This is a genomic window from Azospirillum sp. B4 (assembly GCF_000333275.1).
GTDB lineage: Bacteria > Pseudomonadota > Alphaproteobacteria > Azospirillales > Azospirillaceae > Nitrospirillum.
Genome location: NZ_BACU01000090.1, coordinates 1 through 21,359, shown reverse-complemented (window position 1 = coordinate 21,359; position 21,359 = coordinate 1). Strand labels below are relative to the sequence as shown.

At 67.9% G+C, this 21,359-nt stretch carries 22 protein-coding genes; 15 read left to right on the top strand and 7 right to left on the bottom strand.

All coding sequences use genetic code 11. The features are described from left to right. The first annotated feature begins 15 nt into the window (after positions 1–15). The 5 genes from nuoN (at position 16) to I55_RS34070 (ending at position 5,820) form a co-directional block, all read left to right on the top strand. Entirely contained in the window at positions 16–1,455 is a 1,440-nt protein-coding gene (gene nuoN, locus I55_RS04475; protein ID WP_044559299.1) for an NADH-quinone oxidoreductase subunit NuoN, read from the top strand. Further along, complete coding sequence (locus I55_RS04470; protein ID WP_252181008.1) at positions 1,452–2,267, top strand: biotin--[acetyl-CoA-carboxylase] ligase; 816 nt, start codon at positions 1,452–1,454, stop codon at positions 2,265–2,267. Before nuoN ends, I55_RS04470 begins: the two co-directional genes overlap by 4 nt. 14 nt (positions 2,268–2,281) lie before the next feature. Continuing rightward, positions 2,282–3,073, top strand: a complete 792-nt coding sequence (locus I55_RS04465) for a type III pantothenate kinase (RefSeq protein ID WP_044559298.1) — start codon at positions 2,282–2,284, stop codon at positions 3,071–3,073. A gap of 40 nt (positions 3,074–3,113) precedes the next feature. Beyond that, on the top strand, positions 3,114–4,778 hold the full coding sequence (locus tag I55_RS04460; RefSeq protein ID WP_199902459.1) for a ribonuclease J: 1,665 nt from the start codon (positions 3,114–3,116) through the stop codon (positions 4,776–4,778). Positions 4,779–4,873: 95 nt separating this feature from the next. Beyond that, positions 4,874–5,820 (top strand): IS630 family transposase gene (locus tag I55_RS34070; RefSeq protein ID WP_085939907.1). Its coding sequence is split into 2 segments (ribosomal slippage): positions 4,874–5,213 and positions 5,213–5,820, totalling 948 coding nucleotides; the frame shifts between segments, so codons are not numbered across the junction. Between the two features lie 126 nt (positions 5,821–5,946). Here the strand turns inward: I55_RS34070 and I55_RS04445 are convergent. Both I55_RS04445 and I55_RS04440 read right to left on the bottom strand, forming a co-directional pair. After that, positions 5,947–6,741 (bottom strand): 6-hydroxymethylpterin diphosphokinase MptE-like protein, encoded by a 795-nt coding sequence (locus I55_RS04445; protein ID WP_044559297.1) that lies wholly within the window; start codon positions 6,739–6,741, stop codon positions 5,947–5,949. Positions 6,742–6,747: 6 nt separating this feature from the next. Beyond that, positions 6,748–7,098 carry a hypothetical protein gene (locus I55_RS04440; RefSeq protein ID WP_148293569.1) on the bottom strand — a complete coding sequence of 117 codons (351 nt, stop codon included), beginning with the start codon at positions 7,096–7,098 and terminating at the stop codon, positions 6,748–6,750. Between the two features lie 290 nt (positions 7,099–7,388). Here I55_RS04440 and I55_RS04435 point away from each other — a divergent pair, with 290 nt between their 5' ends. From I55_RS04435 to I55_RS04425, 3 genes are all read left to right on the top strand, one after another. Beyond that, positions 7,389–7,652, top strand: coding sequence for a DUF1467 family protein (locus I55_RS04435; protein WP_044559295.1), 264 nt, complete (start codon positions 7,389–7,391; stop codon positions 7,650–7,652). Positions 7,653–7,727: 75 nt separating this feature from the next. Further along, positions 7,728–8,234, top strand: coding sequence for a hypothetical protein (locus tag I55_RS04430; protein ID WP_044559294.1), 507 nt, complete (start codon positions 7,728–7,730; stop codon positions 8,232–8,234). Continuing rightward, on the top strand, positions 8,231–8,767 hold the full coding sequence (locus I55_RS04425) for a hypothetical protein (RefSeq protein WP_148293568.1): 537 nt from the start codon (positions 8,231–8,233) through the stop codon (positions 8,765–8,767). The genes I55_RS04430 and I55_RS04425 overlap by 4 nt, the downstream gene beginning before the upstream one ends. Positions 8,768–8,844: 77 nt before the next feature. On the opposite strand, the gene I55_RS04420 is transcribed toward I55_RS04425, so the two are convergent. Both I55_RS04420 and I55_RS04415 read right to left on the bottom strand, forming a co-directional pair. Continuing rightward, positions 8,845–9,186: a YXWGXW repeat-containing protein gene (locus I55_RS04420; RefSeq protein ID WP_199902458.1), complete on the bottom strand. Its 342-nt coding sequence runs from the start codon at positions 9,184–9,186 to the stop codon at positions 8,845–8,847. 276 nt (positions 9,187–9,462) lie between these two features. Then, the gene (locus I55_RS04415) at positions 9,463–9,789 is read right to left on the bottom strand and encodes a hypothetical protein (RefSeq protein ID WP_044559292.1); all 327 of its coding nucleotides are present in this window, start codon (positions 9,787–9,789) and stop codon (positions 9,463–9,465) included. 216 nt (positions 9,790–10,005) lie between these two features. Here I55_RS04415 and I55_RS04410 point away from each other — a divergent pair, with 216 nt between their 5' ends. Further along, positions 10,006–10,563, top strand: a complete 558-nt coding sequence (locus I55_RS04410; protein ID WP_044559291.1) for a DNA-3-methyladenine glycosylase I — start codon at positions 10,006–10,008, stop codon at positions 10,561–10,563. On the opposite strand, the gene I55_RS04405 is transcribed toward I55_RS04410, so the two are convergent. After that, the gene (locus I55_RS04405; RefSeq protein WP_044559290.1) at positions 10,557–11,441 is read right to left on the bottom strand and encodes a LysR family transcriptional regulator; all 885 of its coding nucleotides are present in this window, start codon (positions 11,439–11,441) and stop codon (positions 10,557–10,559) included. The genes I55_RS04410 and I55_RS04405 overlap by 7 nt on opposite strands. A 220-nt stretch (positions 11,442–11,661) precedes the next feature. Here I55_RS04405 and I55_RS04400 point away from each other — a divergent pair, with 220 nt between their 5' ends. From I55_RS04400 to I55_RS04390, 3 genes are read left to right on the top strand one after another with little or no spacing between them, the layout of a single operon-like run. Further along, positions 11,662–12,438: a glycosyltransferase family 2 protein gene (locus I55_RS04400; RefSeq protein WP_044559308.1), complete on the top strand. Its 777-nt coding sequence runs from the start codon at positions 11,662–11,664 to the stop codon at positions 12,436–12,438. Continuing rightward, positions 12,438–13,136, top strand: a complete 699-nt coding sequence (locus I55_RS04395; protein ID WP_083900835.1) for a TVP38/TMEM64 family protein — start codon at positions 12,438–12,440, stop codon at positions 13,134–13,136. The genes I55_RS04400 and I55_RS04395 overlap by 1 nt, the downstream gene beginning before the upstream one ends. Next, positions 13,126–14,640 (top strand): DUF2142 domain-containing protein, encoded by a 1,515-nt coding sequence (locus I55_RS04390; protein WP_044559289.1) that lies wholly within the window; start codon positions 13,126–13,128, stop codon positions 14,638–14,640. The genes I55_RS04395 and I55_RS04390 overlap by 11 nt, the downstream gene beginning before the upstream one ends. Before the next feature lie 646 nt (positions 14,641–15,286). Here the strand turns inward: I55_RS04390 and I55_RS04385 are convergent. Beyond that, on the bottom strand, positions 15,287–16,579 hold the full coding sequence (locus I55_RS04385; protein ID WP_044559288.1) for an NCS2 family permease: 1,293 nt from the start codon (positions 16,577–16,579) through the stop codon (positions 15,287–15,289). 115 nt (positions 16,580–16,694) lie between these two features. Here I55_RS04385 and I55_RS04380 point away from each other — a divergent pair, with 115 nt between their 5' ends. The 3 genes from I55_RS04380 to I55_RS04370 all read left to right on the top strand — a co-directional run bounded on the left by I55_RS04380 (position 16,695) and on the right by I55_RS04370 (position 19,741). Continuing rightward, the gene (locus I55_RS04380; protein WP_148293567.1) at positions 16,695–17,138 is read left to right on the top strand and encodes a hypothetical protein; all 444 of its coding nucleotides are present in this window, start codon (positions 16,695–16,697) and stop codon (positions 17,136–17,138) included. Between the two features lie 82 nt (positions 17,139–17,220). Further along, positions 17,221–17,760, top strand: a complete 540-nt coding sequence (locus I55_RS04375) for a hemerythrin domain-containing protein (protein WP_044559287.1) — start codon at positions 17,221–17,223, stop codon at positions 17,758–17,760. A gap of 157 nt (positions 17,761–17,917) precedes the next feature. After that, a complete protein-coding gene (locus I55_RS04370; protein ID WP_044559286.1) occupies positions 17,918–19,741 on the top strand; it encodes a DUF885 family protein in 1,824 nt (607 codons plus the stop codon). Between the two features lie 59 nt (positions 19,742–19,800). Here the strand turns inward: I55_RS04370 and I55_RS04365 are convergent, their stop codons facing one another. Beyond that, positions 19,801–21,111 carry a methyl-accepting chemotaxis protein gene (locus I55_RS04365; protein ID WP_049973819.1) on the bottom strand — a complete coding sequence of 437 codons (1,311 nt, stop codon included), beginning with the start codon at positions 21,109–21,111 and terminating at the stop codon, positions 19,801–19,803. Positions 21,112–21,359 lie beyond the last annotated feature (248 nt).

The following is a 21,359-nucleotide window of genomic DNA, read 5'->3' as shown; positions in this document are numbered from 1 at the left end:
AGCGGGAAACGATCCATGCAACCTGTCCTCACCGATCTGATCCCGGCCCTGCCTGAGATCTTCCTGGCCGTGGCGGCACTGCTGCTGCTGATGCTGGGTGTGTTCAGCGGCAAGAATGGCACGCGCCTGGTCAGCGGCCTGGCCTTGGTGGCGCTGGTGGTCACCGGCGTCCTGCTGGTCCGCCAGGAAGGCTACGAGGTGGCCTTCTCCGGCCTGTTCATCGCCGACGGCTTCGCCGTCTTCTCCAAGCTGCTGATCCTGCTGGGCACCGGCCTGTCGCTCATCATCGCCCAGAACTTCATTGCCCGTGAGGACATGGACCGGTTCGAGTTCCCGGTGCTCATGGTCCTCGCCACCGTCGGCATGATGATGATGGTGTCGGCCAACGACCTGCTGTCGCTCTATGTCGGCCTGGAACTGCAGAGCCTGTCACTCTATGTCATCGCGTCCTTCCGCCGCGATTACGCCAAGAGCACCGAGGCCGGCCTGAAGTACTTCGTTCTGGGCGCGCTGTCGTCGGGCATGCTGCTATACGGCATCAGCCTGATCTACGGCTTTGCCGGCACCACCAACTTCATCACCATCGCCCAGGTCCTGCAGGCCGGCCCGGCGCCCTTGGGTGTCATCGTCGGCCTGGTCTTCGTGGCCGCCGGCCTGGCCTTCAAGATCTCCGCTGTGCCCTTCCACATGTGGACGCCGGACGTCTATGAAGGCGCGCCCACCCCGGTCACGGCCTTCTTCGCCGTGGCGCCCAAGGTGGCGGCCATCTGCCTGTTCATCCGCGTGCTGGAAGGCCCCTTCGGCTCCCTGCTGCCGCAGTGGCGGCAGGTGATCGAGTTCTGCTCCGTCGCCTCCATGGTGGTGGGTTCGCTGGCGGCCATCCGCCAGTCCAACATCAAGCGCCTGATGGCCTACAGCTCCATCGCCAACATCGGCTACGCCTTGGTGGGCGTGGCGGCCGGCACCGCCGACGGCGTGCAGGCCGTGCTGATCTATATGGCGATCTACCTGGTCATGACGGTCGGTACCTTCGCCATCATCATCGGCATGCGGCAGAAGGGTAAGGCGGTGGAAGAGATCGCCGACCTGGCCGGCCTGTCCAAGACCAACCCGATGCTGGCCCTGGCGCTCGCCGTCTTCATGTTCTCCATGGCGGGCGTGCCGCCGGCGGCGGGCTTCTTCGGCAAGCTGCTGGTGTTCATGGCGGCGTGGAAGGCGGGCCTGTATCCGCTGTCCATCATCATGGCGCTGACCAGCGGCATCAGCCTGTTCTACTACCTGAAGGTCTGCAAGGTTTCCTGGTTCGACGACGTGAAGGAGCCGCTGGACCGTCCCACGGCCGGCCTGTCCTGGGTCGTCACCGCCACCGCCCTGGTAGTGTTCCCGGTCGCGCTCGTCATCGGCACCCCGGTGCTGGACAGCGCCGCGGCCGCCGCCGCCAGCCTGTTCCATTGAGCGGGCGGGCGCCCGCCGCCGGAACGCCCTCGGTCGCTTCGCTGGGCGGCGCCTTCCCCCACCGTCTGCCGGACTGGATCCGGCCGACGGTGCTGGAACGGTGCGGCAGCACCAACGATATCGTTAAGGACATGGCCCGGACGGGCGCGCCGGAAGGCACGCTGGTCCGGGCCGTTCGCCAAGAGGCGGGCCGGGGCCGGCGCGGTCGGTCCTGGTTGTCCGATGCCGGGAATCTGGCCTGCACCCTGCTGCTGCGCCCCGGCGGCACGCCCCAGCGGGCGGCCGAGTTGTCCTTCGTGACCGCGCTGGCGGCCGGGGAGGCGGTGGACGCCTTGGTCGCCGCGGCGCCCAAGCTGAAGTGGCCCAACGACATCCTGGTGGATGGCGCCAAGATCGCCGGCATCCTGCTGGAATCCGAGGCGGACGTGGACGGTGGTATCGCCTGGGTGGCGGTGGGGATGGGCATGAACGTGCGTCATCACCCCGACACGGCCGATTATCCCGCCACCTCGCTGATGGCGCTGGGGGCGGATGTGGAGCCCGACCAGGTCATGGCCGCCTATGCCCGCGCCTTCGACCGCTGGTACCGCCGCTGGCAGGACTATGGTTTCGTGCCCGTGCGCGCCGCCTGGCTGAACGCGGCACAGGGTATCGGCGGCCCGGTCACCGTGCGCCTGCACGACCGCACCTTCGACGGCCACTTGATGGATCTGGACACCGATGGCGCCCTGTTGGTGGAAACGGGGCGAGGGGTGGCCAAGGTCACAGCCGGTGACGTCTTTTTCCCCGATATTGCCCCGCCGACCGCCTGAGACAGGGAGCCCCCATGCTGCTCGCCATCGACGCCGGCAACACCAACGTGGTCTTTGCCATCTATGACGGCGACACGCCGCGCGGCCGCTGGCGCATCTCCACCGACAGTCGCCGCACATCCGACGAATATGCGGTGTGGTTGACATCGGCCATGGCGCTGACGGGCTTGGTGGCCAAGGACGTCAACGCCGCCATCCTGTCCTCGGTGGTGCCGGCGGCGACGCCGGATCTGATCCGGCTGTGCACCGATCATTTCGGTTGCGTTCCGATGCGCATTGGCGATCCGGCGGTGGATGTGGGTATCGAGATCCGCATCGATAATCCGCGCGAGGCGGGCGCCGATCGCCTGGTCAATGCTGTTGCGGCCACGGAACGATACAAGGCGCCGCTGGTGGTTCTGGACATCGGGACTGGCACCACCTTCGACGTGGTGGATGCCGACGGCGCCTTCGCCGGCGGCGTCATCGCGCCCGGGCCCACCCTGTCGCTGGACGCCCTGCACCGCGTGGCGGCCCAGTTGCCCAAGGTGGACATCGCCAAGCCGGCCCGCGTCATCGGGCGGGGCACGGTGGGCGCCATGCAGTCCGGTATGTACTGGGGCTATACCGCCATGATCGAGGGGCTGCTGCGCCGCATCAAGGCGGAGTTGTCGCCCACCGGCACGCCGCCCGTCACCGTCATCGGAACCGGCGGCATGGTGCGGGTGTTCGCGGAGGAGACGGGTATGGTCGACCACATCGACGCCGACCTGACCTTGCGCGGGCTCTTGCTCATCCACCGCCGCAACGCCAAATCAGGGGGCTAGGCCCCTTCGCCCTTCTGTTCGTTTCCCCTCACAGGTGTCCATGATCGACGATTTGCTGTCCCCCGACGCCCTGTATTTCCTGCCGTTGGGTGGGTCCGGCGAAATTGGTATGAACCTCAACCTCTACCATCACGCCGGCAAGTGGCTGATGGTGGACCTGGGCGTCAGCTTCGGCGACGACGCGGCCCCGGGCGTGGACGTGGTCATGCCCGATCCGGAATTCATCGCCGAGCGGCGGGAGGATCTGGCGGGTCTGGTGCTGACCCACGCGCATGAGGACCACCTGGGTGCTGTCCAGTACTTGTGGACGGAGTTGCGCTGCCCTGTCTACGCCACCCCCTTCACCGCCGCCGTGCTGCGCGCCAAGCTGCGCGAGACGGAGTTCAGCGGCCTGGTGCAGATCATCGAGGTGCCGCTGTCCGGCCGCTTCCACGTCGGCCCCTTCGATATCGAGCTGATCAGCCTCACCCACTCCATCCCCGAGCCCAACGCCCTGGTCATCCGCACCCCCGGCGGCACGGTGCTGCACACGGGCGACTGGAAGCTGGATCCCGACCCCCGCGTCGGCGCGCCGGTGGATGAGGCGGCGCTGATCGCGCTGGGCCACCAGGGCGTCACCGCCCTGGTGTGCGACAGCACCAACGCCACGGTGCCTGGTACCTCGGGTTCCGAGGGCACGGTCGCCGTGGGGTTGGAGGAGTTGATCGGCCGCTATCCCGGCCGGCGGGTGGCCGTGGCCTGCTTCGCCACCAACGTCGCCCGCCTGCATTCCATCGCCAAGGCGGCAGCCGCGCACGACCGCCAGGTGGCCCTGGTGGGCCGCAGCCTGCGCCGCATCAACGAGGCGGCGCGCGCCACCGGCTATCTGAAGGATCTGCCGCCCTTCGTCAGCGAGCATGACGCCGGCTATCTGCCGCGCGAGGCCCAGGTGCTGATCTGCACCGGCAGCCAGGGGGAGCCGCGCGCCGCCCTGGCCCGCATCGCCGACGGCGACCATCCCGAGATCGACCTGGAGCCAGGCGACGTCGTCATCTTCTCCTCCCGTGAGATTCCGGGCAATGAGAAGGCCATCGCCAAGGTGCAGAACGGCCTGATCCGCCGGGGCATCGAGGTGGTGACGGCCAGCGACGCCGATGTCCATGTCTCCGGCCACCCGGCCCGGGATGAGCTGGCGCAGATGTACAGCTGGATACGCCCCTACCTGGCCGTGCCGGTGCATGGGGAGCAGCGCCACCTGAAGGCCCATGCCGACCTGGCGCTGGACTGCCAGGTGCCCCGCGCCCTGGTGCCGGAGAACGGCGTCGTCATCCGCATCGGTCCGGGGGAGCCGGAGGTCGTGGGCACCGTGCCGTCGGGCAAGCTGTGCCTGGACGGCCGGCGCCTGGTGCCGCTGGGCGGCACGCTGCTCCGCACCCGCAACCGCATGGTCTTCAACGGCGCCGCCGTCGTCACCCTGGTGATGGAGGATGACGAGCTGATCGCCGATCCACGGATCAGCGTCATCGGCCTGCTGGATGGGGAGGAGGACGCCCCTTTGATCGAAGGACTGGTCAAGGGCATCGGGCAGGCGGTGGACAAGCTGGGCCGGGCCGAGCGGCGCGACGACACCGCCGTGACCGAGGCCGCGCGCCTGGCCGTGCGCCGCACCTTCCATGCCGCCCAGGGCCGCAAGCCGGTGACCGAGGTGCATCTGGTGCGGGTTTAGAGCGGGATGAAATAAGGCTGATTCAGGATTGGATTCCCAACGAGCTTGGAATGTGATTCAAGGTTACCGGTTTGATTTATATGGGGCCGGGAACGATGGGTCGTCCGTACTCGATGGATCTTCGTCAGCGCGTTGTTGACGCGGTTAAGCTTGATGGCCTGTCACGCCATCAGGCCGCGAAGCGGTTTGGCGTTGCGGTGAGCACGGCGATCAAATGGCTGGAGCGCGAGGCGGTAACCGGCAGCGTGGCTCCTGGTCAGATGGGAGGGCATAAGCCGAAGGCGATCTCCGGGGAGCACCGGGACTGGCTGCTGACGCGCTGTGCCAGCGGCCCGTTCACCTTACGTGGTCTTGTCCGTGAGCTGGCGGACCGGAATTTGAAGGTGGACTACCGCTCGGTCTGGGAGTTCGTGCATGCTGAGAAACTGAGTTATAAAAAAAGACTTTGGTCGCCACGGAAAGAAGCCGGCCGGACATCGCCCGCCACCGGGAGCGATGGCTGAGACTGCGACCGGGGATCGACCCGTCTCGATTGGTGTTCATCGACGAGACGTGGACCAAGACTAACATGGCGCCGTTGCGAGGCTGGGCCCCGCGTGGGCAACGGTTACCTGGTCCGGCCCCCTTCGGCCATTGGAATACCATGACCTTCATCGCCGCCCTGCGCCAAGATCGCGTGGATGCGCCGTGGCTGATCAAGGGGCCGATCAACGGCGAGCGCTTCAGGATCTATACCGAGCAGGTCCTTGTCCCGACATTGAAGCCCAACGACATCGTCATCATGGACAATCTCGGCTCACATAAAGGCAAGGCCGTCCGGGACGCCATACGGGCGGCCGGGGCCAGGGTGATCTTCCTTCCAAAATACTCACCCGACCTGAACCCCATCGAGCAGTTCTTCGCCAAACTCAAGCATCATCTGCGTCAAGCTCAAGAGCGATCTGCCGATGGCCTCTGTGCCGCCATCGGCAAAACTCTCCAAACCGTCACTCCCGCAGAGTGTTCAAACTACCTCGCCCATGCAGGGTATGTGCGAACCTAAAATCATCACGCTCTAGAGCGGGATGCGATCACGCGTGATCGCATCCCGCTCGTGACCTGTTCATGATAGGGCGGGACCGATCAGGGGATTTCACCTGATCGGTTCCGCTCTAAGTCAAGGACACCCTCATGCGCCGGGCGCCTGCCGCCGGCCGAACTCCGCGAGGATGGCGGCCAGCATGCCCTCGCCATTCACCGTGACCTCGGCATCAATGGCATGCAGGTGCAGCAGGAACTGTTGCGCCTCCGCCGCCCAGGCGGGCTTGGACTGGAACAGGCGGTCGCCCACGCGGATGGGCTGGTAGGGGCCGCTGACAGCGCCCTGGCCCGCGTGATGCGCGCCATCCTCCGCCAAGCTGCAGTCAAGACCCCAGATGTCCATACTGCGCACGCCCATGTGATGGAGCAGCATCAGGGCGGCATTGGTGACGGACAGGCCGGCGCCGATGCGCTCCGCCGTTGGTATCTCGGCCTCCGCGTCCGCCTCGTCCAGGTGCCATATCAATACCCGCCGCCCCGCCAGGGCCTGGAAGACGCGGGGATGGCAGCGGCTGGCAATCAGATAGGTGGTGGCCGGCGGCGCGTCGGCCAGGAACTCCGCCACCAGGGCCTGCGGGTCGCAGGCGACGAAATAGTCTGGCGCCTGGCCCCGGGCGCGGAACAGCGCCAGCGCGCCGTTGAGCGCCACGCTCAGCCGGCCATCCATTGCCGACAGCGGCGCCTGGCGGGCCGACGGGCCGTTGGCGACGATGCGGGCGCTCCGCCCCGCCAAGGCGCCCATGCGCACCTCCTCCAGTCCGCGCGCCAGCGCGGCGCGGATGTGGTGGCGGAGCGTGTCGCCGTCCACGGGCAACTCCGCGATGAAGTCGATCCACTCCCCCTCCAGAACCTCGTCCGGCGGGGATTCGAAGCCGGCGGTCATGAGATCTCAGAAGGGTACCGGCTTGGCCACGGTGAGCCAGGTGCCGTCAGGCAGGGCCACGAACTCCAGGAACTGGGACAGGCCCAGGGTGGTCGGGGCGTTGGTGGGCAGGATGCTGACACGGCCGAACAGCTGGGGACGGATGCGGCGGCCGAAGCCGGGATAGACGTGCGCGCTGCTGCTGGCTTGGTTCAGCAAGATTCGCCGCCGGCCGGGCGCCGTCGACACCAGTCGTACACCGCCCGCGCCGCCGGACGCGGTCAGGCTGACCTTCACGATGAAGGCGATGGAGACGCGAACCGGCGTCGCGGATGCCTGGCTGGCACCACGCGCCTTGAGACGCCACGGCTGGACCATGCGGATCTCCTGCATTCCTGCTGACGTATTGATGGGAAAGCGCGTTCTATAGGCAGCATCACGGGGCGGTATTGCAAGCTATGGGGAGGGTAGGCTGAAATATCTTTAGTGGTATCAAATAATAGAGGCGCCATTAAAACGAGCCTTTGTGCCCATGCGGCGCCAAGGCCCGTTGGCGGCGGCCGGCTTAGCGGGTAAGTAGGGGGGCGGACCTTTACGAAGGCCCGCCAACAGGGCCGGTACAGCCGCACCGACGTGGCGGCCGGATCCCGCGCCGGAGAGGGAGCGTCATGAGCCTGGTCACCCTTGCCGCCATCTACTTCACGCTGTGGTGGGTGGTGTTGTTCGCGGTTCTGCCGTTCGGCGTGCGCCGGGACGAAGACCCGCAGAAGGGCAACGATCGGGGCGCGCCGGTATTTCCCGACCTGAAGCGCAAATTCATATGGACGAGCATCATCTCAGCGGTAATTCTCGCGCTTGTTTGGGCTGTCTTTCATTTTGGCCTCATTGACTATGATCGGCTGTTCGATCCCCCCGGCAACGCGCCATCCTGACCCACGGTGGGCGGGGACGCTGGGTAGGGTCGGCCGGCCGGCTGTCGGCGGGCCCGTGGTACGGTCGTTTGGGGAATGCTGATCCAAATCCTGATGGGGTTTTCCGTTCTGCTGATGCTGGCGGCCATTCTGTTGTGGCTGTGGCGGCAGACCGTGGAGATGCGCCTGCGCAAGTCTCTGGGTTCGTCAACCGACAAGATGCGCGCCGTCTCCAATGAGAAGACGCAAGTGCTGTCCTTCCTGGAACAGCAGCGCATGGCCCTGGGCCACAAGCGGGGGGAGGCGGCCCGCATGCGCGCGGCCATCGCCCAGCTGCGGGTTGACAACAACGATATGCGCGCCCGCGACTTCTACGTCCTGCATCAGATCGGCGAACCGTCCAAGGACAAGGAGGAGTACGCCTGCGGTCTCATGCCCACCGGCATGGCGGAGCCGGGGCGCGAACTGCCGCCGCCGCTGCGTGGGGTGGATCACCGGGGCAGCATCTGGGCCGAGTCGGAAGCCGCCGCCCGCCGGCAGCTGGAAATGCACTTTCCGGAAAAGGGCCCGCTGCGGCCCACCGGGTTCCGCCGGGGGGCATGATGGAACTGGGATGGTTGCTGCTGCTGATGATCGGCCTGCTGGCGGCCCTGCTGTTCCGCCAGTGGCGCGAACTCACGGTACGCCGGCTGGAGCTGAACCGCCAGCTGGAGAAGCGTGAGGCCCTGGTGGCGCAGTTCCGCCAGGAAATTGACGGCACCTCGGGCGAGCTGGAACAGATCACCACCACGCTGGACACGGTGGACGCCACATTGGCGGAACTGCGGGAGGAGCTGGAAAGTCTGGACAAGGAACGCAAGGCCCTGAAGGAGCGCCGGCTGCAGCCCCTGGTTCTGCTGGATCGGCAAACGCTGGCCGCCCACCACTTCTGGGAACTGACCATCGCCAATCCGGACTTCGGCGAAACCGCCACCGCCCGCATGGCGCCTCGGGACTATGTCGATGACTGGGTTTCCGGCCGCACCTATCTGGTGGGGGCGGAAACGGCGGAAGACGCGACCAAACGGGCGACCCAGCGCTTCAGCGGGTCCATGGGCTATCGTGTCACGAACGCCGTGGCCTTCCGCCGCCGGTGACGCCGGAAAACGAAAGGGCGGCACCGGCCGAAACCGGTACCGCCCGTCATTTCAGGAGGTCCTGGGCGCGTCCCGGCTTAGCGCCAGTGCCCCTCGACCCACATATGGCGGCCGTCGCGGCCGGTGCGCCAGTGACCGGGCACCCAATGGGCGCGGGCGTGCGGCGGTTCGGCGTAGTGGCCGGGTTCCCAGTCCCAGCGGTCGCGCCAGGCCCAGTGGCCACCCACCCACACGCGGCCGGCTTCCGGCGGCGGCACCACCTCATGGCGGGGCGGCGGCGGGGCCTCGCGCACCCACAGGTCCACACCCACTTGAGCGGCGGCCGGGGTGGCGCTGGCGATGTACAGGCCGCCGGTCAGCGCGACAGCCAGGGTGGCGGCGCTGACGGTGGCGCGGGCGGACTTCATGATCGACTTCATGGGGTCACCTCTTGCTTCAACTGGGCCGGCTATTCGTCGGCCATCACCGGGTGATACGAAGAAGACGGTAAGTTCCCGTCACTCATAATCCAGGTAATCGCCAGGCGCTTGGCCCTCGTCGCCAATAGGGCCAAGGATTGATGGCAAAATGTTGTCGCTACCGGTGCCGCAATTGGGCGACAGACTGGAAATTATTCATAGACGTATTGGCGGAGTGGGCCCGATGTTTTAGGTCGTCGGGCCGAGGCGATGTGTCGCCATCGGGTTAGCCGGGCCCTACGGGGCCAGATGCGCCACCTGCGCCAGCATCAGGCCGCCCAGCACCGTCACGCCGCCCAGGCAGCCCAGGATGATGGCGTAGCCGCCGTAGAAGAAAGGATGGGGTGGCCGGCCGTTGCGCACCATCTGGCGCGCCAGCAGGAAGAACATCCAGGCGCCGGAGCACAAGGCGCCGATGCCGAACACCAGGCGCAGCACCAGCACGACGGCCATGGTGCCCCCCAGCAGGCCCGTCACCACGCAGATGGCGAGCAGGGTCAGGAGAAAGGCCAGGACGTTGCGCAGCAGGCGCCGGCGGGCGATGGGGGACAGGGTCGGTGTCATGGGATGGGAACGGACTCGGGGGCTGGTGGGGAAGGATCAGAAGACGGCGCGGTAAGGATGGGCGAAGGCCTTGCCGTGGTGGGCGCGTGTGTGATGGGCGTCGGTGAACACCTTGGCCATTTGGGGTTCCCTCCTGCCGCGTCCCCTTCTAGCATCCGCGTCCCCCATCCTCCACAGGCCATCTTCCACAGGCCATCCTCCACAGGATCGATCACCATGTCGGGATACTGCGCCATCGCCCCAGGCCATCCGTTCCATGGTCCCTATCATGAGCAGGAACACGGCTTCCCCACGGCGGATGAGCGGGTGCTGTTCGAACGCCTGATGCTGGAGATCAACCAGGCCGGGCTGTCCTGGCTGGTGGTGCTGCGCAAGCGCGCGGCCTTCAACGCCGCCTTCCATGACTTCGATGTAGACGCGGTGGCAGCCATGGGGCCGGAGGACGTGGAACGCCTGATGCAAGACGCCGGCATCGTGCGCAACCGCCTGAAGATCGAGGCCGCCATCCACAACGCCCGGGTCATCCAGGCACTGCGGGCCAGCCACGGCGGCTTCGCCGCATGGATCGCCGCGCACCACCCGCTGACCAAAGCGGAATGGGTGAAGCTGTTCCGCCGCACCTTCCGCTTCACCGGCGGTGAGATCGTGGGCGAATTCCTGATGAGCATCGGCTACCTGCCCCTGGCCCATGCCGATGACTGCCCGGTGGATCACACGCTGGCCACGCTTGGCCAGCCGTGGCGCAAAGCCGCGGCCGGCGGGTTCGCTTACTGACCGGTGGCGCGAAAGGCGGCGACCAGCGTCGCCAGCGCCGCGCGGCTGCGGCGGTCGCTGACCGCTGATCGCAGCACCACGGGTGCGCTGGGCAGGGGCGGCAGGGAGTACCGCTCGCCCACTTCCACGGCGCCCAGGGGGGCGGCGCGCGGCGCCAACGCCGCCACGCCCAGGCCAGCCAGGACGGCGGCGCCCACGGCCGCCACCCCACCGCCCACGAACACTTCCGTCCAGCGGATACCGGCGGCGTCCAGCGCCCGCGCCGCTTGGCCGCGCACGCCGCAGGGGGCGGCCAGCGTGGCGATGGGCAGGGGCGCGCCAGGCGGCGGTTCCCATCCCGGGGCGGCGAACCAGGCCAGCGGGTCGATGAACAGCGGCTCCCCCGCCTCGACCGGCGGCATGCGGCCGTCCGCCGCCGGCTCCAGCCGCAGGATGGCGGCGTCCAGTTCCCCCTGGTCCAGCATGCCGCCCAGATGGCGGGAGGCGGCGATGCGCACTTCCATCACCAATGTCGGGTCGCGGCCCTGCAAGCGGGCCAGCAGCCCGGCCAGGTCGCGGCCGGCGACATGATCGCTGATGCCGATGACCAGCCGGTGCGGCGCTTCCTCCAGTCCGGCCAGCGCCTGGTCATGCGCTGCCAGCAGCCGGCGGGCGGGCTCCAGGAAGGCGGCGCCCTGCGACGACAGGCGCACCTGGCGTGGCGTGCGCTCCAGCAGGCGCTGGCCCAGCCTGTCCTCCAGCCGCTTCAGCTTCAGGCTGATGGCGGACTGGGTGGTGCCCAAGGCCTCCGCCGCACGGGTGAAGCTGCGCAGCGTCGCCACCAGCACGAAGGCGTGCACGGCGTCCAGGTCCAGGGGGCGGAAGGGGGCGGTGTCCATGGCGATCGATTGTTGATGGAAATGACTGCAGGGTATCAGGATTTCATCTGAAAATCACAGAGCCATCCCGAGTGCTGCGTTTTGTCTCAGCTTTCCCGGGCGCGCCAGTTTCCGGGGGAAGCTCCGTATAACGGGACAGCGGTGGTTGGGGCGCCGCCGCTTGATCCCCACGCCCGCGCGGTCGATGCCGGCGGGTTCCTATCAGACGCCGGTTGCCTCCATGCTGCATCACAAGAAGGTCGCGGTCGTCCTGCCCGCCTACAACGCGGAAAAGACCCTGCGGCAGACCTATGACGAGATCCCCAAGGACATCGTCGACGACATCATCCTGACCGACGACGCCAGTTCCGACGCCACCGTGCGGCTGGCGCGCGAGCTGGGCATCCACACCCTGCGGCATGACCACAACCGCGGCTACGGCGGCAACCAGAAGACCTGCTACCAGGCGGCCCTGGCGCGGGGGGCGGACATCGTCATCATGCTGCACCCGGATTACCAGTACACGCCGCGGCTGGTGACGGCCATGGCGTCCATGATCGCGTCGACGGAGTATGACGTGGTCCTGGCCTCCCGCATCCTGGGCAAGGGGGCGCTGGCCGGCGGCATGCCCCTGTACAAGTACGTGGCCAACCGCCTGCTGACCTGCGTTGAGAATTGGCTGGTGGGCCAGAAGCTGTCGGAGTACCACACCGGCTATCGCGCCTGGAGCCGCGCCGCCCTGGCACGCCTGCCGTTGCTGCGCTGTTCCGACGACTTCGTCTTCGACAACCAGATGCTGGTGCAGGCCATCGGCCAGGGGCTGAAGATCGGGGAGATATCCTGCCCCACCAAATATTTCCCCGAGGCCTCCAGCATCAACCTGCGTCGCAGCGTCATCTACGGGCTGGGCGTGCTGCGCACGGCCCTGGCCTTCCGCCTGCACCGCATGGCGGTGGTGGCCAGCCCCCTGTTCGCCACGGCCGACCACGGTCGCCTGTCCGCTGGCGGTCCCGGCTGATGTCCCGTCTATCCGCTGCGATGGCCCTGCTGCTCCCTGTGCTGGTGGTGGCGGGCGCCGGGCTGGTGCGACGCCCGGAACTGGCGGCCCTGCCCGACGCCATCCGCGCGGCTGGCGCCGCCGGTTGGCTGGCGATGGTCGTGGCGCAGGCGCTGGTGGTGGCCAGCGGGGTGCTGCCCGCGGCGCTGATCGGGCTGGCCGCGGGGGCGGCTTACGGCGTGGTCGTGGGCTTTCCTCTGGCGGCGTTCAGCCTGATGGCCGGCGCCTTGTTGACCTTCGCCCTCAGCCGGTCGTTGTTCCGGCCCTGGGTCGCACGCCTGCTGCCGGGGCGGCCCCGGCTGGCGGCGCTGGACGGCCTGGTGGCCGGTGACGGCTGGCGCCTGGTCTGCCTGCTGCGCCTGTCGCCGGTCATGCCGTTTGCCGTCACCAGCTACGCCCTGGGCCTGTCGTCCGTCACGCTGCCGGCCTACCTCGCAGGCACCCTGGCCTCCTTGCCCGCCCTGCTGGGTTATGTGGTGGCCGGGCAGGTGGCGGGTGCCGCCGTGCAGGATTGGGGCGGGGGCGCCACGCCCTGGCGCCTGGCGCTGCTGGTTCTGGGGGCCGCCGCCACCCTGCTTGTCACCCTGCGCCTGGGGCGGCTGGCGCGCCGTGCCGGCCTGCTGGGCCGTCCGTTTCCGGAACATACCCATGGTCTCTGAGGCAAAGCGCCGCTGGTTACTTCCTCTGCTGTTCCTGGCCGTCGCCCTGCCGACCTGCCTGGTCTTCGCCTTGCGCGTGCCGCCGGGCCAGGTGGCGGATGAGCCGGCGCACATCGCTCGCGCGGACAGCCTGACGCATGGGCAGGTCATCGGCCGTCGCGGGCCGCAGCCCCAGGCGGACGGCACCATCGCCACCGTGGCCGGCGTCGACGCGGCGGTGGATGCCTTGCGTGTCACCAGCATGATGCCGCCGCACACCCAGCCGGTGTCGCCGGAGCGCCTGGACTGGGCCCGGGGCCTGGATTGGAGCGGCGGGCGCGGCTTCGTCGGCCTCAACACCATCGCGACCTACATGCCGGCCCTGTACGCCCCGGCGGCGCTGGGCCTAAGTGTCGCGCGGTGGCTGGGCGCCGGCCCGTTCGACGCCATCCTGGCCGGCCGCCTGGCCAACATCGCGGTTTACCTGTTGCTGGGCGTGGCGGCGCTGGCGGTGGCCCGCCGTGGCCGCGGCCTTCTCTTCTGCCTGCTGGCGGTGCCCATGTCGCTCTCGCTGGCGGCCTCCTTCAACCAGGACTGCCTGATCATCGCCGCCACGGCGCTGGCGGCGGCGCTGGTGACGCGGGCGGAAGGGCGCGCCGACCCCATGGACAGCGGGGCCTATCGGGGGGCGGCCCTGCTGCTGGCCGTTGTGATCGCCGTAAAGCCGCCCTACCTGCCGCTGGTGGCGATGCTGTTGCTGCCCCTGCCCGGCTGGCGGGCCCTGCGCGGGGCGGTGGTCCGCCAGTTCTTGCCGCGCCGTCTGGCGGCGGCGGGGCTGGTGTTGCTGCCGGCCGTGACCTGGGTGCTGCTGGTTCAGCGGGGCTTGGCGACGGCGGTGCCCCGGCCAGCGTATGAGGCGGGGATGATCTGGCCCGGCCCGCGACCGGCCATCTTCCATGGCACCGACGCGGCGGCACAGATCCGGGTGCTGCTGGCCGCACCCTGGCGCATCGTGACCCTGGTTCTTCACACCCTGGCTGTTCCCCATCACTTCACCGGCCTCTTCTTCGAGGCTATCGGCGTGCTGGGCTGGCTGGACCTGCGCCTGCCTAAAGTGGTCTACCAGGCCTGGACCCTGGCGTTGGCGCTGGCGCCCGGCGCGGACATGCGGCTGCGTGCGGGCGCTGGCGCCCGCGCCTCGGCCTGCGCCGCCTGGGGCCGCGTGCGCTGGACGGAAGTGGTGATGCTGGCCGTCGCCGCCGGAGCGGCGGTGGAGGGCATCTTCCTGTCGCAGTACCTGACCTGGACCAATGTCGGCTGGCCGGCGGTGGACGGTCCGCAGGGCCGCTATTTCCTGCCGCTGTTCCCCTTGTTCATTCTGGCGCTGCCCCGCCCAGCGGAGGAGGGAACGGCGGGCGAGGGGCCAATGGCCGCCCTGCTGCCCGCCCTTGTACCCACGGCGGCGGCCGTGCTGACGCTGGCCTTGCTGCCCGGTGCGCTGGCGGTTGCCTATTATCCAGGCTGATATCCCCTGGCTGCGGGGTGGGAGCGGTACCGGTACCGCTCCCGCCGCCTCTCCATAAGCCACTGGTCGTAGGTGCTGGAGTTGACGGACGGCCGTCCGTCAGCGGGGCATCCGCCGTTCGGGATAGAGGGTGTCCATTCCTTCGGCGGCGCAGCATGAATTAGGGGTGATTCGCCGACGATTCTATTGCGCTGCGGGGCGATTTGGCTGCGACCCCTTGTAGCGAGTGCTCATATTTTGGGCGTAATGTGGCGCAAAAAGCGGGCAACTGAATAACAATTCATCAAAAGCACAGAAAAAGCACAAAAAGAAAGGCCAGCCCTTCGTTTGGGCTTGCCTTTCGAAAACTCGGCGTAGCATTATCCAAGCGTTGGAGGGTACATCCCCCTCTGACATTGAGTCGCTTGGTGGCGATTCCTCCCTAAACTCAAGGCCGCGCCGCGCTTTCGCGAGCGCGGTCTTTTTTATGCCCTTGGGTTTACGAGGGCGGAGTATAGGGATCCGAAATCATTCCGTCATCTCTTTTTTGATCATTTTGAAGGCAAGATGCCTGAAAGGCGGCCTTTCAGGTCAAAAATGGCCGCCGATCATAAATTTTGCTCAACGAAAGTTGGCGGAATTCCTTGGTGGATCAAGGTGCTGGCGTTTAAGCCAAGGCGAAGCGCAGCACGAAGAGTGCTGCCAGAATGGGCAGCGCCAGCCCCAATTCGCGACCCTTCCCGGTCAGCAGCTTGATGGCGCAATGGGCGATCAGGCCGAAGGCGATGCCGTCGGCGATGGAGAAGGTGAAGGGCATGGCCACCGCCGTGATGACGGCCGGCACTGACTCCGTGACGTCGTCCCAGTTGATTTCCGCCAGGCCGCGCACCATCAGGCAGGCCACGTAGAACAGTGCCGGGGCGGTGGCGTAGCCGGGGATGGCGGCCGCCAGCGGCGACAGGAACAGGGCGGCCAGGAACAACACGCCCACCACCACGGCGGTCAGGCCGGTGCGCCCGCCGGCGAAGGTGCCCGCGGCACTTTCGATGTAGGCGGTGACGGTGGAGGTGCCCAGCGCGGCACCGGCGGTGGTGGCCAGGCTGTCGGCCAGCAGGGCGCGTTTCAGCCGTGGCAGGCGGCCATCCGCGTCCAGCAGGCCGGCGCGGTGGGAGACGCCGACCAGGGTGCCGGCGGTGTCGAACAGGTCCACGAACAGGAAGGCGAAGATGATGGCGGTCAGCCCCATGCTGAAGGCGCCAGCCACGTCCATACGCAGCAGCGTCGGCGTCGGATCGGGCGGCAGCGACACCGGGCTATGGATCATGGGCGTGACGCCCAGCGCCATGCCGGCCAGCGCCGTGCCGATGATGGCGATGACCACGGCGCCGGTCACCCCGCGCGCCACCAGCACGACCAGCGCCAGGAAGCCGGCGCACGCCAGCAGGGCCGGCGGTTTGCCCAGGGCGCCCAGGGTCACCATGGTGGCGGGATGGGCCGCAACGATGCCGGCGTTCTGCAGGGCGATCAGTCCCAGGAACAGGCCGATTCCGGCGGAGATGGCATGCTTCAGGCCGCTGGGGATGGCGTTGACGATGGCCTCGCGCACCGGCAGCAGGCTGAGGATGGTGAAGCCCACACCCGACAGGAAGACGGCTCCCAGTGCCACCGGCCAGGGATAGCCCATGCCCCCCACCACCGAATAGGCGAAGTAGGCGTTCAGGCCCATGCCCGGCGCCAGCGCGATGGGGTAGTTGGCGTACAGCCCCATGATGAAGCAGCCCAGGGCCGAGGCCAGGCAGGTGGCGACGAAGACCGCGCCCGGATCCATGCCCGCCTTGCCCAGCACCTGGGGGTTCACGAAAATGATGTAGGCCATGGTCAGGAAGGTGGTGATCCCGGCCAGGATCTCGGTACGGACGGTGGTGCCGTGCGGTGTCAGCCCGAAAAAACGCTCAAGCACTGGAAGCCCCCAGGATTATTATCGGATCGGCTGTCATTGGATATGTGTCCCGCCGCCCATGGTCGACGCGGTGTCGGGGACGCGCAAGGGCAAAGCCACGCGAGGATGAGGCCAGATGCGGATTGCTGTTTTCGCGGGCGGTTTGCTGGCGCTGGCGGTGCTGCCCGGTGGCGCCGGCGCGGGCCAGCCCACCGATGCGCGCAATGGCGCGCCCACCATCGCCGTGGACCCGGCCGCCTGCCAGTGGGTGGTGCGGCATGAGCCGGCGCCGGACGTCGCCTATCAGCCTGGCGTCGACGTGAACGGGGACCCGGTGGCGCCGGCCGACCTGGCCGGCGGCCCCCGCATGCGGTTGCCCCAGCGCATCGAGATTCCCCTGACGGCCCGCCTGGCCGGCGTCCTGCCGCGCGCGCCAGGTGTTCGGCCCCGTGCCGACGCCTATCTGGGCAGCTTCACGGTGGAGGGCGACCAGGTGCTGTTCGACGGGCAGCCCCTGACCGACCCGGCGGAGCGGGAACTGGCCATCCTCTGCCGGCAGCAAGGCGTGACGGCGCGGTAACGAGGCGGAACCGGCGCGGTGGCCAGGCGGTTTGTGGGATCCAACCATAACCCGCGCAACCCACCGCGAAGGAGCGCCACCCATGACCGCCACGGCCCGCAAGACCGCCACCAAGACCAAGTCCCACACCAAGCCGCGTCGCACCCGGCGCACCGCCACGCGCGATCCGCTGGCGGTCAGCCTGCTGAAAAAGGACCACCGTGAGGTGGAGGGCTGGTTCGACGAATACGAGCAGCTGGACACCGACGAGGAGAAGCTGGCCCTGTTCAACAAGATCGCGCTGGCACTGAAGGTCCACACCGCCATTGAGGAGGAGATCTTCTATCCCGAGGAACGGGGGGAGGTGGAGGACGACATGCTGGACGAGGCCTATGTCGAGCATGACGGCGCCAAGAAGCTGATCGCCGAGATCGAGGCGATGAAGCCGGGCGATGAGTTCTACGACGCCAAGGTCAAGGTGCTGGGGGAATACATCAAGCACCACGTCAAGGAAGAGGAGCAGCCCGGCGGCCTGTTCTCGCAGGCCAAGCGGGGCGATGAGGACCTGAACGAGATGGGCCAGCGGCTGAAAGCCCGCAAGGAGGAACTGATGGCCGAATGGGGCGAGGCCTATTCCAGCTGAGGCTTCCCGATGAGGCATGGGCGTCCCGCCCCGGCAGGCCGGCCGGGGCGGGACCGTCCACCCATCCATCCCCTGTAACCATTCCGTTACAGGCCTCTCCTTTTGCCCCCATGGCCGGGGCGCTACTCTGGCGCGCCACAGCAAGAATGGGGACTTCATGTTCAATCGACGCGCCTTCCTGGCCGCCAGCGCCGCCTCCGTCGCCCTGGCCGCCGTCCGCCCCGGCTTCGCCGCCGATGCCACCGGGGGCAAAGCCGCCGCCGACCTGAACCACCTGCTGGACGCGTTCTTCCAGGAAGACCTGCGGCGCAGCCCGGAAGGCGCCACGATGGCCGGCATGGACACCGGCGCCCTGTCCAGCCTGCGCGGCCAGCTGGATGACCGTAGCGAGGCCGGGCGCAAGGCTAATGACGCCATCACGGCGGACCAGCTGCGCCGTCTGCGCGCCATCGACCGCAAGGCGCTGACCGGCATCGACGCCGTGAACTACGACAGCGTGGACTACGTGCTGGCCGATGCCGTGGAGATGGCCACGAAGTTCCCCTTCGGCTCCGGCGGGTCACCCTATGAGCTGTGCCAGCTGCAGGGCGCCTACCAGTCGATTCCCAATTTCCTGGATGCCCACCACCCCATCGAGGGCAAGGCCGACGCCGACGCCTATCTTTCCCGGCTTGAGGCCTTCGCAGGCGCGCTGGACACCGAGACGGCGCAGTTCAAGCACGCCGCCGCCCAGGGCATCCTCGCCGCCGACTTCATGCTGGACACCACGCTGACCCAGCTGCGGGCGCTGCGGGTCGACGCCGCCCGGTCCGGGCTGGTGTCCTCGCTGGCCAAGCGGGCCGCGGCCAAGGGCTTGGGTGACGCCTATGGCACCCAGGCGGCCAAGGTCTACACCGACAAGGTGGGCCCGGCGCTGGACCGCCAGATCGCGGCGGTGGAGGCGGCGCGCCGCCAGGCCACGCACGACGCCGGTGTCTGGCACATCAAGGACGGTGAGGCCTGGTATGTCCAGGGCCTGAAGTCCAGCACCACCACCACCCTGTCGCCGGATGAGGTGCACCAGATCGGCCTGGACCAGGCCAAGGAGATCGGCGCCCGCCTGGACACGCTGCTCAAGGAGCAGGGGCTGAGCCAGGGCACGGTGGCGGAGCGCATCAAGGCCCTGCGCGCCCGGCCCGAGAGCACCTACCCCAACACCGACGCCGGCAAGACGCAGTTGATCGCCGACCTGCAGGTGAAGCTGGACGATATGGTGTCGCGGCTGCCGCGCATGTTCCGCGACCTGCCCAAGGCGAAGGCCCGGGTGCAGCGGGTGCCCGCCGCCATCGAGGCTGGAGCGCCGCTGGCCTATTACGAATCACCGCCGTTGGAAGGCGATCGGGTGGGCACCATCTATTTCAACCTGCATGACACGGCCGAATGGCCCAAGTGGTCGCTGCCCTCCACCGTCTATCACGAGGGCGTGCCCGGCCATCACCTGCAGGGCTGCATCGCCCAGGAAACCCCGGGCATTCCGCTCTACCGCGCCAACATGTTCTTCTCCGGCTATGGCGAGGGCTGGGCGCTCTACGCCGAGCAGCTGGCCGATGAGCTGGGCATGTACGACAACGACCCGCTGGGCCGCATCGGCTACTTGAAGTTCCTGCTGTTTCGGGCCGGCCGCTGCGTCATCGACACCGGCATGCATCACAAGCGGTGGAGCCGTGAACGGGCCGTGAAGTACATGGTGGACCTGACGGGCGACACCGAAAGCGCCATGACGCGGGAGACCGACCGCTACTGCGCCTGGCCGGGCCAGGCCTGCAGCTACAAGATCGGCCACACGCTGTGGAACCGCCTGCGCGACCAGGCCAAGGCTGACCTGGGCGCGAAGTTCGACATCAAGGACTTCCACCAGGTGGGCCTGAACTCCGGCGCCGTGCCGCTGGATGTGCTGCAATCCATGATGGGCGACTACGTGGCGCGGGTGAAGAAGGGCTGATTCCAGCAATCTCACAGACGGCGGCCCGGGAGTGATCCCGGGCCGTTCGTCTTTCCGGCTCAGGCGGCGCGGGCCTCCGCCAAGAACTTCTCGACGAGGCCGCGCATCTTCTCGGCCTCGCGGGCCATGGAAGTGGAGGCGGTCAGGACGTCGTGGGCGGAATGGCCGGTGTCATCGGCGGCGGTGGACACGCCCTGGATGTTCTGGGTGACGCTGTCGGCGCCGGCGGCCGCCTGCTGGACGTTGCGGGCGATCTCCTGCGTGGCGGCACCCTGCTCCTCCACCGCCGAGGCGATGGTGGTGGCGATGTTGTTGATGTTCCCGATGGTGCCGGAGATGGCGCTGATGGCGGTCACCGCCTCGCGGGTGGCGTCCTGGACCTGGGCGATCTGGGTGCTGATCTCCTCCGTCGCCTTGGAGGTCTGGTTGGCCAGGCTCTTCACTTCCGAGGCGACGACGGCGAAGCCCTTGCCCGCTTCGCCAGCGCGGGCGGCCTCGATGGTGGCGTTCAGGGCCAGCAGGTTGGTCTGGCTGGCGATGTCGGTGATCAGCTTCACCACGTCGCCGATGCGCTGGGCGGTCTGCTCCAGGCCGGCGACGATGGTGCCGGTGTGGGTGGCCTGGCGGACGGCGTCGCCGGCGACAGAGGCGGACTGGGCCACTTGGCGGCTGATTTCGCTGATGGAAGAGCTCAGTTCCTCCGCAGCGGAGGCCACGGTCTGCACGTTGGCCGAGGCTTCGACGGCGGCGGCGGCCACCGTGGCGGACTGGCGGGTGGTCTGCTCGGCCGAGGCGGACAGCGAGCTGGCGGTGGCCTGCATCTCGGTGGCGGCGGAGGCGACGGCGCCGATGACGTCGCCGGCCTGCACGTCGAAGGTGCGGGTCAGGGTTTCCAGGACGGCGGCGCGGGCGACGCGGGCAGCCTGCTCCTTCTCCTGTTCGGCGCGCAGGCGTTCGGTCTCGCGGGCGTTGTCGCGGAAGACCAGGGCCGTCTTGGCGATGTCGCCGACCTCGTCGCCACGCTGGGTGCCGAAGACCTCGATGTCCAGGCGGCCGTGGGCCAGGTCCTGCAGGTTGCCGACGATGTGGCCGATGGGGGTCACCAGGCCGCGGCGGGCGATCAGCATGCCGACGACGATGCCGATGGCGATGCCGACCACGGCGACGATCACGATCATCCACGTCAGGTCGTTGGCGATGGACTGCGCGTCCTGGGCGAGGGCCGTGCCGTCGTGGTCCAAAGCGTCCTGCAATGTTTTGATCTTGGTTGACAGGGCGGTGGCGACGACCCGCGACTGCGCCACCTCGGTCAGGATTTCCTGGCGGGCCGCGTCATTCTTGAGGTCCGCGTGCTTGCTGCCCAAGGCCATGGTGCTGTCCAGCTCCTTCTTATAGGCATCGAAGGAGCTCTTTATCTCAGCCAGGATTGGACGGTATTTCTCTTCCGCTTGTGCTCCAGAAGGTTGAGGTTCTGAATAAACTCAGCGTCACGACCGTTCTGGCCCTTCGCCACGTCGGCGAAATCCTGTGGATGGCGGCCAGGCGGTATTCGCCACGATTCATGAGGAGGAGGTGGGCGTCCCCTTGGACGCCTGGTTCAGGTTGGTACCATCACGTC